We start from the raw sequence: 12,080 nt of genomic DNA on the forward strand, positions 1-12,080 counted from the left end.
ACCGACACGCGGAGCCGGTGCGCTCCCATCATGCGGGCGACGATGTCATCGGCTGCCCATCAGGCGCCGTCGATGCCCGATCCTCGCTGCTGGTTCCTGGACGGCGTCTCGTATCGGATCGCCGGGCGGCCCGAGCCGGTCGCCGTGCCTTCATCGCCGGCCGACGCCGCCCCCACGCCCTTGCGCACTTCGGACGCGGGCTTCATCCCGGTCGCGGTCAGCCCTGTGCTCCGGCCCGCTTGCCGGCCGCTCGACGATTTCTTGCCGGATCCGGCAGGCAACGGTGAAACGATTTCGGCGAGCATGTGCCGAAGTGGCTCATTGTTTCCGGAGACCGACGCGACCGACACGGCATGATTTCGCGCCGGGTCGAGCTTCGACCAGTCGACACGATATCCCGCGTCGCGGGAGAGCTGACCCAGGAATGCCCGCTGGGTACGGCCGTTTCCCTCGCGAAACGGATGCAGCGCATTCACGTCCCCGAAGAGTTCCGTGAATCCCGCCACAAAGGAATCCTGATCCCGCCCTCGCAGGAATTCGTCGCGTGCGAGCCGCCCGAAGATATCCCCCGCATAGGCGAGGATGTTCATGGAGAGAGCGAACGGACTCTCCTTGTCGATCTCGACGTTACGCAACTGACCCGCCCAGGTGAACAGGGGGCCGAAGATTCGCTTGTGGAATGACTGGAGGTGCGGCAGGTCGTACTTCCCTCGCAATCGTTTCGTCTCCAACTCGGCCACGGCAGGTCGTGTGATGTCGGCCTCGGCTTGTGCGAGTTCTTCGGCGTTCTGAATGAAGAGCTTGTTGCGCAATATGTTGGTGCCCGGATAGCAGTACGGGTCTTGAAATTCGGGTCGTTGCGTCACGGCTTCCCAGCCGAAGCCGGACCACCACGGTGATGCCGTCGTATTGCCCGACGAACTGCCTCGTCCGCCGTGATCCGACCATCGATCCAAAGTTCCGCGTCGCGATCGGACTCGGCCGAGGCAACGAGATTCTCGGCGCGCAACGAGCCGTCGGCCGAGGCGATCGCCGCCCGGCGTCGCCTTTTCCCCGCGTCGTCGATGGAATCGGCATGATCGGGGCCGGCCTCGTCTTGCTCGATCCGACCGGGCTCAGGCCTCTCCGGAACCATCTCCACCGTCTCCCGTTCCGCCGTCTCGAAGCTCCGTACCGCCGGCTATCCATTATGTCGGTTTGCGCGGCCCCACGCGCTTGCCAAGCACCGTGCCGTCATGGACCCGAGCGGCGGTCCGTCGAACCTCACCGAGGCCGGCGTGGCACGCGGGCGTACGCACTGAAGCCCCGATTCGAAGCGGCCACCGACAACGGGTGCGCATGGGCGTCACAAGTCCCGGAAGGCCCGCCGGTAGGCGCCCGGGGTCGTGCCGACCTGGGCGCGGAAGCGGCGGCGCAGGTTGACGGCGGAGATGAGGCCGACACGGAGGGCGATCAGGCACCTTCCTGCACGCCCCGGCCGGCTCGTGGCACGTCCCCGCGACCACCACCGGATGCACGCTGTTCCTCTTCTACCCGGCGGGCCAGTGCCGGGCGCGGCACTGGTCACAGCGTCATCGGGCCGTTCACGAGTTCGTCCGACCCGGCCGAGGAGCATCTGTCCACGGACGAGCCGCCGGTGAATCCGGTGCCGCCGATCCCGGAGGGCTCCGCGTGACCGACGTGATCGATACCGTGGTGCTACGGATGCGACCCGATGGGTCGCGCCCCCGACGTCGTGACCACGATGAAGCTCCACTCCGCCCACATGGACGAATCACCGGCCAAGACGAACTCCTTGTCCGTCCGACCGGTTACCGGCCTGGTCCCCGCCCACCCGCTCGCACACCCATCGGGCACGGTTCGCCGCACCGTGAGGCACGGCCGGGCAGCGGAGGGCTCCTCGGCCACCGTCGGCATCCCCGAGCAGGCGGGGGGAGGAACTCCTCCTTATCGGTGTCACACGAGACCTCGACCCACGCGGCGATGAGGTCCGGCTCCCGGTGAACGGCACGCGCCGCTACCGTGAACCGATGGCATCGATCAAGAAGTTCCAAGTCACCTTCGACTGCGCGGACCCTGAGCGCGTCGCTCGTTTCTGGTGCGAGGTGTTGGGGTACGTCGTACCGCCGCCGCCGGAGGGCTTTGCCACCTGGGACGATTACGATCGCTCGCTGCCGCCCGAGCGCCGGGGCGCGGCGTTCGTCTGCATGGATCCCTCGGGTGTGGGCCCACGCATGTACTTCCAGCGTGTTCCGGAAGGCAAGGTCGTCAAGAATAGGGTGCACCTCGATGTACGGGCCGGCACCGGGCTCGTGGGTGAAGAGCGCCTCGCCACACTCGAGGCCGAGTCCGCACGACTGGTCGCGCTCGGCGCGGTACAACTGCGGGTGTTGCATGCCGATGCCGAAAACGAGTCGTGCATCCTGATGCAGGACATCGAGGGCAACGAGTTCTGTCTCGACTGAGCGGTCGCGAACGTGTACGCGTTCCGCCCCGATGGCCCGGTCATCAAAGGCAGCCTCCGGCCCGCCCCTTCGACCGGAACGAGGCGCGATGGGGGTCACTCGGGCGCCGGACTCCGGGCACCGTCGAGACTCCGCGTCAGGACAGGGCGAGGACACAGAACTCGTGGCCTTCCGGATCGGTCAGGCACGTCCACGGGACGTCGCCCTGGCCGACGTCGAGGTCGGTGGCGCCGAGGGCCCGCAGCCGGGCCACCTCCGCTGCCTTGTCGTCACCGGGGTATGGCAGCAGGTCGAGATGGATGCGGTCCGGCACGGTCTTCGTCTCCGCGTACGCCGGGTCGCAAAACACTCCAGCCGAGCGCCTCCGCCCAGAACCGGCCGACCGCCAAGCCATCGAGAGCCTTCATGTCCACCTGAACGGGTCGCAGCGCCATGCCAACGATCCTAGGCATCCGCTCAGCCACGACATCCGCGGAAACCGTCGCCGAACGGGAATCGGCCCGCTCCGCTCCCCAGCCGCGACGCTCGGGCCCGCACGCGCCGCGACCTGCCGGTCCTGCCGCCTGACGACGAGCAGGGGAGCTGCCGTTCAGGTCGCCGTGTTCGGCCTGTCCGCGGGCCGGCGTGCGCCGAGGCGGGCGCGGTAGGCGGCCACCGCGTTGCGGTTGGCACACGCGGTGCTGCAGTAGCGGCGCGAACGGTTCCGGGTGAGGTCCAGGACGATGCCCGCGCAGCCTTCGTCCGCGCACAGGAACAGGCGGGACAGCTCGTCGACGCGCACCACGTCGGTCATGGCCATCGCGGTCTCCACGATGACGCGGGTTGCCAGCGGCGCGGCGGAGGACACCGCGTGCAGATGCCAGTCCTGGTCGTCGTGACGAACGAGCTGCGGGAGCGCACGAGCGTCGGTGAGCATCGTGTTCACCAGGCTCGCGGCGCGGTCGCGGTCGGCGGTCAACAGCTCGCGCAGAACCGGCCGCAGCTCGCGCAGGCTCGCGAGTTCGGCGGCATCGCGGTCCCGGCGCCCGGTGTAGCGATGTTCGGCGTACCACGCGTCCAACTCCTGGACGGTGGTGAGGGTGTCCGACCCCTCCGCGCTGTTGACCAGCGCCACGACCGCCTGCAGGCCGGCCTCGGTGTCATGACCAAAAATCATTTTGACATCTTACATCTCCTCTCTTAACGTCATGGTCTATGAGCCATGTAGTCGATGACACGCTGCGTGTACGCGCCTCCTCCGGTGCCCTCGGCGGCGGCCTGTTCCTCGCCCTCGTCTCCGCGCTGTCCTTCGGCATGTCGGGGTCGTTGGCACGAGGACTGCTCTCGTCCGGGTGGAGCCCGGGAGCCATCGTGCTGGCCCGGGTCGGCATCGCCGCGCTCGCCGTGGCGCCGTTCGCGGTCGCGTCCCTGCGCGGACGCCTGCGACAGCTGCGGGCGCAGGCGCCCACCGTGCTGGTGTACGGCGTATTGGGCCTCGCCGGCGCGCAGTTCTGCTTCTTCTCCGCGGTCGCCACGATGGACGTCGCGCCCGCGTTGCTCATCGAGTACACCGCTCCGGCGGCCGTCGTGGTGTGGTTGTGGGTGCGTCGCGGTCAGCGCCCGCGGCCGTACACCCTGGCCGGCGCCGGCTTGGCGGCGGCCGGCCTGGTCCTGGCCGTCGACCTGCTCTCCGGCGCCGACCTGGCATGGTCGGGCGTGGCCTGGGCGCTCGCCGCGATGGTGGGCCTGACCGCGTACTTCCTCATCGCCGCGGACACCGACACCGGGCTGCCGCCGGTGGCCCTGACCGGTGCCGGCCTCGTGATCGGCACGGTCACCCTCGCCGCCCTCGCGGCCGTCGGTCTGTTGCCGATGCGCGCCACCCTCGAACCGGCTTCCTACACGACCGGCAGCACGCCGTGGTGGGTGCCGGTGCTCCTGCTCGGCCTGGTCACCGCCGCCTTGGCCTACACGACGGGAACCGAGGCGAGCCGCCGCCTCGGTTCACGCACCGCCTCCTTCATCGCCCTGCTGGAAGTCATCGCCAGTGTGGGCTTCGCCTGGCTGCTGATCGACGAGGCACCGACCGCGACCCAGACCGCCGGTGGCCTCCTGATCATCGGCGGCGTCGTCCTGGCCAAACTCGACGACCGCTGATCACTCCCCGGGACATGGGAACGACAGTTGCCGTGACGCGCCCGGGGAAAGCGGAGCCGGCGGCGGGCAACCGGTTCCGGTGAAGTCCGGGATCGAGCCGTCGCGAGAACGAGTGGCCCGGTCCCCGCGCCGCGAGCGCGGCATCACATACCCCGCCCCACCCCAACCCCGGACGGTTCGGAAACTCGCACCGACCGCCGGTGGCTATGCGAGTGGTTTGGCGCCGAAGACGAAGATGCCGTCCTTGGTGCTCACCAGACCGTGGCCGTCGGCGGTCATCCTGGGGAACAGCTCGCCCGGTACCCCTTCGGGCAGCACGACCTTCTTGGTCCGAGCGTCGATCACGAGCGGATCGGTGGCGCGCGGGTTGTCGCCGTTCATGCTCCCGCTGGGGCTGTAGCCGCGCTTGCTCGCGTACAGGGCACCGTTGACCACCACGAACGACTCGATCGGCAACTCGCCCTGCTTGGGCTGCTGCCATACGATCCGACCGGTCCTCAGGTCCCATGCCGTGGTTCGCACTTCGCCGCCGGTGCCGGCCGCGACGAACATCAGCGACTCCTCGCGGTCGACGATCGCGCGATAGTAGCCGCTGGTGACGCGCGGTCCCTCGTGGACGAGGTTTCCGGTCGCCAGGTCGTACAGCCCCCATTGCGTCGCGAAGCTGAAGCTGCCCTTCGAGCCCGCGTCCCAGGCGATGGCGATCTTGTCACCGCCGATCATCCGTACGATCGCCGGAGCATGACCGCTGGTTGTCGACGCCTCGGGGGTGCCGGCGGGCTTGCGTACGCTCGCGGTCGTCCACTTGCGCTGCCCGGTGGCGATGTCGGTGGCAACCAAGTGCTTCACACCGTCCTTGTCCGCCTTGTCGTAGGAGAACAGCAGGCCGCCGAAGATTTGCCGGTCCTTGCCGCCGTCGAAGTCGGCGATGTTCTGCTCGACCGTCGCGCCCGCCGAACCTCCTTGCGCGGGGCGCACGTTCACCGTGGCCTTGGAGCCGTCGTGCACGGTACGCATCACCCACCCGTCGACGACGGTCTCCGTGGTGTCGGCGTCGCTGTCCTCGGGAAGCGCGGCCCTTCCCGCTTCACGACCGTTCTCGTCCAGCGCCAACCACACGGTGGTGCGTTTCGCGGTGCTCAACCCGTCGGACGCGATCTTTTCGGTGTAGACGGCGTACAGCACCGGCTTGCCGGCCCACGTGCCGGCAACGATGCGGCCACGCAGGTTCACGGTCGCGCGGACCGCGCCGCTCTCGGCATCGCGCAGTTCCACGGTGTTCCAGTCACCGACGATGGTGTCGGCACCGGGCGCAGGTGTCGATTTGGGCGCGTTCGCGGCCAGTTCGGTACGCACGAGCGCCACCGTGTTGCCGACGATCCGCGGTTCGGCCGGCCCGGTCACCGTGCCCGTCGAGGTGTCGACCTTGGCGCCGTCCTTGCCGCCGGCCGCGGACCAGAGCGGCTTGTCGGTCAGACCCGGCAGCGCGGGCCCGGCGTACGCGGGGCCGTTGCGGACCGCCGAGCCGCCGCCCGGTGCGCTGTCCCCGGCGGTCGGGGCATCGCTGTTCGCGCCGGCCGGGCGGCGCTCGTCCGCGCTGTCCCCGTCGCCCGAACACCCGCCGAGGGTGAGCGTGAAGGCGACGGCACCGGCGAGGGCCACGTTCCTGGACATCAACCGCACGGCTTCTCCGAGTTCGTCAAGGGCCGCGAAAACACGCGAACAGAACAGGTGTCGGCACAGGACCGGCCCGACAGTGAGCGGAGGAAGTGGGAGTGGCGCCGCACGCCGCGACGCCCCGTCCGCAGTCCCCACCGATACGGAGCTTTCCACGATCGAGTGATGGAGAGGCCGTTCATCGCACCCATGACGTGTCTGTGACCTGGCGCGATGTGTCTTCCGCGACGGATCGAAACAGATGAGGCGCGTAGCTGCGGCAGAATCGGTGCTCGCCTACGCGATGGGACGGGGACTCGAGCATGAGCGACACCACCGGTACGGGCGGTTCCGCGGACGCGGACGTCGCCGGGGATACGAGCGGTACGGACGCCGACGGCGAAGGGTCCGCCCATGCCGCGGCCGTGGCGGCGGAACAGCACGTCGCCCGTCTGCTGCGGGAGGCCCAGAACCGCGCCGTCGCGCACGGCGCGATCCCCGAGCCGCGCAAGGGCAGCGCCAAGCCCCGGCGTCCCGGGTCGCTGCGTCATATCGCGGCGGTCGTCATCGAGTTACGCCTGTACGACCTGGCCGTGTCGCCGACGGACGGCCCGGACCACAACCCGATCGACCAGGCCCTGAAGGGCAGGCCCGGCCGCGTCGCCAACGTCGACCTGGTGCTCGCCGTCGCCCGCGCCTGCCATCACATCGCCGGACAGGAGTTCGGTGCCGCCGAGGCCCGGACGTACACAGCGGCGGCCCGGCATGCCGACGCGCTCCGCAGGAGGGCGGAGATCGCGGCCAAGGCCCGCCCGCTCGACCCGACCGTCGGCCCGTCGGGACGCCCGGTCGGGGGTGCGACCGCGGACCCGGTCACCGAGCCGGGCGCCGGTGGCGCTGCCGTACCGGACACTGCTTCGGGCGGATCACCGGCTGCCTCGCCGGACGGACCGCCGGGTACATCGCCGGACAGCGGGTCGGCCACATCGCCGGATACGTCGTCCGAGGGCCCTCCGACCACCGCGTCGAGGCGACGCCAACCGCCCCGACTCACCGCCGTCGCCGCGTTGGCCGCCGTCGCCGCGGCATCCGCGGGAATCACGTGGTGGGCCACCTCGGGAGACTCGGGCGCGAGGCCGTCGGGTTCCGCCGACGCGCGGTCCACGGCGACACAGCACATCGACCCGGCTTCCGAGTCGGCGCCGACCGTGCTGAGTTGCCGCGACGGTGTCGTCGACGCCGGCATCATCGAATCCCCCGCGACGGTCTTCGTCGACAACCAGGCCACGATGGTTCTGCCCACTCTGGACTTCGACACCATGAACGGCTCAGCCCGCTACCTGAGTCACCAGGGCCGCAAGTACTACTGGGGCAGGGCCGGGTCCGACGACCACGACCCGCACTCCGGCGGCGTACGCCTGTTGTGGCGGCTCGACGGCGAAACCGCGTGGCACGAGTGCCGCAAGGCGCTTCCCACGGAGGAACGCGACTACGTGCGCACTCCGGCTGTTCCGACCGTCATCAACAACCGTGCGGTCACCGTCAAGATCTGCCTCTGGCGAGACGACCCGTACCTGGAGAACTGCACCCGAGAGCAGTAGCCCGGGTCCCCCGTGGGCAAGACGGCCCGTGCACACCGCGGCGGAGGCACCGGGCCCTGGCAGTCGACCGGCGAACCGGCAATACCGAGGATGCCGGTCGACTTGCGCTCGCTCGTACCCGAGCTCGGCCAATGGCTGTACAACGGGCGACGCCCCACCACGACGGACCGGGCCGCGCCTCAGGCCGCGCGGGCGAGGTCCACGCGAACGGTTGCCGGAGTCGTGGCGAACCTCCGCACCTCGGGATTCGGTTTGTGTGCCATGCCCGGAAAATCCCGGACGCTCGTGAGCCCGGATGGGACTGCCCGGCCGGACGCCTGCCGTCGACCTCGGTCGCGACAACAGGCCGGCCGGCCCCCGGAAGGCACGCTTAGACTCGAAGGTGCGGCGTAGCACGGGGCTCGCCGGGCAAGGGACAAGGGTGAGGAACCGGATGGACTCCCAACCGGCCGACGGGTGGACGCAGAATGACGAATACCTCTGGTACACCTGCGACATCGTGGCCGATGTCGTCACCGGCCAGGCGCACCGCCGCCCGCTCGTAGCGAGCACGGCCCGGATCGAGGCGGGGGAACGCGTACTCGCGACCGGGCCGGGGGATCAGTACAGGCTGCGCGCGGTGGGCAACGGCAGTTACCGCAGCACCGGCGTGGCCGCAATCGGCAAGCCGGGGTTCGTGGTGGGCGCGCTGGCCCTGAACGCGCTGGGCAACGCGGCGCGCCGCAAGCGTGCGCAGCAGGACACCGTCCCACGCTGGGTGCACGACGGCGGCGGCGAACTGACCATCACCCACCTGTCGGCGTACCTCGCGCATCCTCGCAATCCGCTCAGCCTCGGCTTCACCGGTCTCGACCAGATCGACCTGCCCGAGCCCGGCGTCTTCGAGGCCCGCTACCACGACATGTACGGCAAGGGCTACATGTGCGTGCGCGTCACCACACCGTGGGCCTCCCTGATGTTCGCCCTGGCGGCCCTGGCGGCGTTCCCGTCACACCCCCGGCTCCTCGGCGGCACGTGGCTCCCCCCTGGTTTCGAGGCGCGCTGCGCCCACTTGGGCCGAGCGGTACGCCCCGTCCAGCAACTGGTGCTGACCCAGGGCCGGGGCTAGGCCCTGCCCGGCGGATCTTGGTGGATCAGGCAACCGTCGCCCCGTGTTCGAGGTGAGATACGGGTTCTCGGCCATGGGTGAATCGGTAGTGATCAGGCACGGCGAGACCGCATGAAGCCGGATCGGCCGGCATGCGGGCCGTACCGACCTGCCGCTCGACGCCGGCGAGGACCTCGGGCACGTGACGATGCGGGTCGACGCCTTCCTCGACCGGGTCCGGCCGCTGCTGGACAAGGGCGACGTGGCCGTCGTTGCGCACGGCCACCTGTCACGCATCCTCACCGCGCGCCGGCTCGGGCTCCACGCGTCGGCCGCGCGGCAGTTCGGGCACCCGCGTCCGGGGACGATCAACACACTGGGTTACGAGCACGAGTTGCCGGTCCTGCTCGGGTGGAACGTGGCGTGATGGCGACTGTCCTTGTCCCGTCCGAGATGTAACCACTGCCGTGTCAGGCGACGTTCGCCCGAGCGAGCACCCGGCGTGGTCACCTCGGTGCCTCCGGCTGCATCGATCCCGAGCCCATCGCGGAAGGTCTCGAAACGACGTCCCCTCGCACAGGAAGCCGGCAGCCGGATCGCGCCGTGGATGCCATGGGTCGTCCGCCACCGGATCGGGCCGACCGGGAGGTGTCGCGGCGCTTGTCGCGGCACTTGTCACGATGTCCGTCACGGACACCTGCGCACGGTCGGTGCGAGGGGGAACAGCGCCCGTTCGCGCGGCTCGACACCGGGATGCGCGAGCTCGCTCGGAGCGCGCGACGGGGGCGGCACACGATGATCATGGAGTGGGTATGGTGACGTGCTGCCGCTGAATAGGGGAACCATGGAGTTGTCGGGCGCCGCCGATCCGCGGCGGGTCGGGCCGTACGCCGTGCTCGGCCGGCTCGGCGCCGGCGGCATGGGCAAGGTGTACCTGGGTCGTTCGGCCGGCGGCCACACCGTCGCGGTCAAGGTCATCCGTCCCGAACTCGCCGACGACCCGGTGTTCCGGGCACGCTTCGGCCAAGAGGTCGCGGCCGCCCGGCGGGTCTCCGGGGCCTTCACCGCCCCGGTCGTGGACGCCGACCCCGACGGCCCGATCCCCTGGATGGCAACGGCGTTCGTGCCCGGTGTTGCCCTTTCCACGGCGGTCGCCCGGCACGGGGCACTGCCCGAGGCGTCGCTGCGCATGCTGGTCGCCGGGCTGGCGGAGGCGCTCGGGAGCGTGCACGCCGCCGGTCTCATCCACCGCGACCTCAAACCCTCGAACGTCCTGCTCGCACTCGACGGACCGCACGTCATCGACTTCGGGATCTCGCGTGCTGCGGAGGGAACCTCGCACACCCGCAGCGGCGCGGTGGTCGGTTCGCCCGGGTACATGTCGCCCGAGCAGGCCCTGGAGCAGCCGCTCACGCCGATCGGCGACATCTTCTCGCTGGGCGCCACCGCGTATTTCGCCGCGACGGGGCTGCCGCCGTTCGGGACCGGCAACGCCGCCGCGCTGATGTTCCGCGTCGCCGGCACCGAGCCGGACCACGCGCCGCTGGCCGGACTCGGCGAGCCGCTTCGCGCGTTGATCCTGCGCTGTCTCGCCAAGGACCCCGCCGCGCGGCCCGATCCGGCTCGGGTGGTCGCGGACATCGAACGGCAAGGCGTCGACGTGACCGCCGGAAGCTGGCTCCCCGCGCCGCTGACCGCCGACATCATGGCGGTCCGCGCGTCGATCCTCACCGCTCCCACGCCCCCGGCCACGCGAATACCCCCGACACCGCCGACCCCGTCGGCCCCACCCCAACCGCCGCCGCAACCCCCCGTTCCGGGCCCACGCGGGATCAGCCGCCGCGCCCTGCTCATCGGCGGCACGAGCACCCTCGCGGTGGCCGGAGGTGTCACCGCGGCCCTGCTGTCGGCGCGGGGCGGCGCCGAGAACACCGGCCGGAAAACCGGGGCCGGCCCCGATCCGAAGTCCGCCCCGCCCGCCCCGACCGCGCCACCCGGCCTCACCACGACGCCCCTCACCGCACCCGACGCCGTGGTCCGCAAGATGCCGAACCTCGCCACCGCGTGCACCGGCCTCGTCCTGAGCGACGACGTCCTGGTCAGTTTCGGCCTGTTCGAGGCGACCGGCTTGGCCCTGGACGCCAAAGTCCGCTGGGCGCCGATCAAGGCACTGCCCGTCGGTGGGCCCGGGCGCCGGCCCGCCGTCGTCCACAACGGCACCCTCTACCTCTTCGGGCACGCCGGGCCCACGGACGTCCCCAGCCTGCACGCCGTGGACATCGCAACCGGAAAGCTCCGGTGGTCGGTGGCGACCCCGGTCGCCGGCCGGCCCCTGGGCACCGTCGCCGGACTCGTCGGCAACACCGTGATCGTCTCCGGCAGCGTCGACCCCGCCGGCGGGTCGCTGCAAGGTTTCGTGTGGGCCGTCGACACGCGCACGCGCAACACGCTGTGGCAGGAGTCCGGCGACGATGTGAAGGCGGTGCTGCTGGTACCGCCCAGCATCGAGACGATGATCCTGGCGGGCGGCACCGGCAACCTCAGCCGCTTCGACGGCGAGGTGGTCGTGTTGGACCCGGCCACCGGCAGGCGCGGCTGGCGAAACCCGGTGCCCGGCGTTTCCTTCTCGACGTTGGCGAACACGACGGCGTGCTTCGCCGGCGGCGCCTACGTGTACGCGGGAACCTCGGTCACCGCGGTCGACCCGCTCACCGGCAGGACACGGTGGACCTTCAAGGCCACCCCCGACGGGAGCGACGCCTTCGGCGGACCGGTCGCGAGCCCGGACGGAAGAACCGTCTACGTCACCGGCACCGTCGGTCTCGTCGCCCTCGACGCGGCGACCGGAACACCGAAGTGGGCCACCGCGCCGCACAACGGTTCGCTCAAGGAGAGTGGCCCGGCCTCGGCCGGGATCCGGATCGCGGACGGCAACGTCTACGTGGCGGACGACCGGGCGAACCTCTGGGCCGTGGACGCCGAGACGGGCAAAGGCCGGTGGAAGTACACCGACCCGGTCCAGAACTCGGTCGCCGTCCCGTTCACGGCGGTCGGCGGCGGCCGGCTGTGGGGCGCCAACGACACCTCACTGGTCGTCGTCGCCGCGAGCGGAGCGTAGCCGCCGGAACCACCACG

General features: G+C 70.6%; 10 protein-coding genes and 3 pseudogenes. 7 read left to right on the plus strand and 6 right to left on the minus strand.

Annotated elements, in window-relative coordinates; translation table 11 throughout:
* Positions 1-59: 59 nt before the first annotated feature.
* From OG948_RS40810 to OG948_RS40820, 3 genes and pseudogenes are all read right to left on the minus strand, one after another.
* A complete protein-coding gene (locus tag OG948_RS40810; RefSeq protein WP_331770030.1) occupies positions 60-866 on the minus strand; it encodes a Fic family protein in 807 nt (268 codons plus the stop codon).
* Positions 863-1,135 carry a hypothetical protein gene (locus OG948_RS40815; protein WP_406300889.1) on the minus strand — a complete coding sequence of 91 codons (273 nt, stop codon included), beginning with the start codon at positions 1,133-1,135 and terminating at the stop codon, positions 863-865. Before OG948_RS40815 ends, OG948_RS40810 begins: the two co-directional genes overlap by 4 nt.
* A 210-nt stretch (positions 1,136-1,345) precedes the next feature.
* A pseudogene (locus OG948_RS40820) lies at positions 1,346-1,453 on the minus strand (AraC family transcriptional regulator); the annotation flags it as partial.
* On the opposite strand from OG948_RS40820, the pseudogene OG948_RS40825 reads away from it, so the two are divergent.
* Both OG948_RS40825 and OG948_RS40830 read left to right on the plus strand, forming a co-directional pair.
* Positions 1,453-1,542: pseudogene (locus tag OG948_RS40825) on the plus strand (anti-sigma factor); the annotation flags it as partial. The pseudogenes OG948_RS40820 and OG948_RS40825 sit on opposite strands and share 1 nt — an antisense overlap.
* A 488-nt stretch (positions 1,543-2,030) precedes the next feature.
* On the plus strand, positions 2,031-2,465 hold the full coding sequence (locus OG948_RS40830) for a VOC family protein (RefSeq protein WP_331773469.1): 435 nt from the start codon (positions 2,031-2,033) through the stop codon (positions 2,463-2,465).
* A gap of 136 nt (positions 2,466-2,601) precedes the next feature.
* Here OG948_RS40830 and OG948_RS40835 read toward each other — a convergent pair.
* Positions 2,602-2,784 (minus strand): annotated as a pseudogene (locus OG948_RS40835) (VOC family protein); the annotation flags it as partial.
* 270 nt (positions 2,785-3,054) lie between these two features.
* A complete protein-coding gene (locus OG948_RS40840) occupies positions 3,055-3,621 on the minus strand; it encodes a CGNR zinc finger domain-containing protein (RefSeq protein WP_331770031.1) in 567 nt (188 codons plus the stop codon).
* A gap of 38 nt (positions 3,622-3,659) precedes the next feature.
* Between OG948_RS40840 and OG948_RS40845 the strand changes: the two genes are divergently transcribed.
* A complete protein-coding gene (locus OG948_RS40845; protein WP_331770032.1) occupies positions 3,660-4,601 on the plus strand; it encodes a DMT family transporter in 942 nt (313 codons plus the stop codon).
* Positions 4,602-4,805: 204 nt separating this feature from the next.
* Here the strand turns inward: OG948_RS40845 and OG948_RS40850 are convergent, their stop codons facing one another.
* Entirely contained in the window at positions 4,806-6,275 is a 1,470-nt protein-coding gene (locus OG948_RS40850) for a hypothetical protein (RefSeq protein ID WP_331770033.1), read from the minus strand.
* Positions 6,276-6,580: 305 nt separating this feature from the next.
* On the opposite strand from OG948_RS40850, the gene OG948_RS40855 reads away from it, so the two are divergent.
* From OG948_RS40855 to OG948_RS40870, 4 genes are all read left to right on the plus strand, one after another.
* Positions 6,581-7,858 (plus strand): hypothetical protein, encoded by a 1,278-nt coding sequence (locus OG948_RS40855; RefSeq protein WP_331770034.1) that lies wholly within the window; start codon positions 6,581-6,583, stop codon positions 7,856-7,858.
* A gap of 433 nt (positions 7,859-8,291) precedes the next feature.
* Complete coding sequence (locus tag OG948_RS40860; RefSeq protein WP_331770035.1) at positions 8,292-8,966, plus strand: hypothetical protein; 675 nt, start codon at positions 8,292-8,294, stop codon at positions 8,964-8,966.
* A gap of 148 nt (positions 8,967-9,114) precedes the next feature.
* Positions 9,115-9,372 carry a histidine phosphatase family protein gene (locus OG948_RS40865; protein WP_331773470.1) on the plus strand — a complete coding sequence of 86 codons (258 nt, stop codon included), beginning with the start codon at positions 9,115-9,117 and terminating at the stop codon, positions 9,370-9,372.
* Between the two features lie 417 nt (positions 9,373-9,789).
* A complete protein-coding gene (locus OG948_RS40870; protein WP_331770036.1) occupies positions 9,790-12,063 on the plus strand; it encodes a serine/threonine-protein kinase in 2,274 nt (757 codons plus the stop codon).
* The last annotated feature ends 17 nt before the right edge of the window (positions 12,064-12,080 follow it).

This window comes from Embleya sp. NBC_00888 (genome assembly GCF_045207655.1).
Classification (GTDB): Bacteria; Actinomycetota; Actinomycetes; order Streptomycetales; family Streptomycetaceae; genus Embleya.

Coding starts and splice junctions, on each gene's coding strand:
- OG948_RS40860 (WP_331770035.1), top strand. CDS start 8,292: ATGGACTCCCAACCGGCCGACGGGTGGACGCAGAATGACGAATACCTC.
- OG948_RS40815 (WP_406300889.1), bottom strand. CDS start 1,135: ATGGTTCCGGAGAGGCCTGAGCCCGGTCGGATCGAGCAAGACGAGGCC.
- OG948_RS40845 (WP_331770032.1), top strand. CDS start 3,660: ATGAGCCATGTAGTCGATGACACGCTGCGTGTACGCGCCTCCTCCGGT.
- OG948_RS40830 (WP_331773469.1), top strand. CDS start 2,031: ATGGCATCGATCAAGAAGTTCCAAGTCACCTTCGACTGCGCGGACCCT.
- OG948_RS40855 (WP_331770034.1), top strand. CDS start 6,581: ATGAGCGACACCACCGGTACGGGCGGTTCCGCGGACGCGGACGTCGCC.
- OG948_RS40870 (WP_331770036.1), top strand. CDS start 9,790: ATGGAGTTGTCGGGCGCCGCCGATCCGCGGCGGGTCGGGCCGTACGCC.
- OG948_RS40840 (WP_331770031.1), bottom strand. CDS start 3,621: ATGATTTTTGGTCATGACACCGAGGCCGGCCTGCAGGCGGTCGTGGCG.
- OG948_RS40850 (WP_331770033.1), bottom strand. CDS start 6,275: ATGTCCAGGAACGTGGCCCTCGCCGGTGCCGTCGCCTTCACGCTCACC.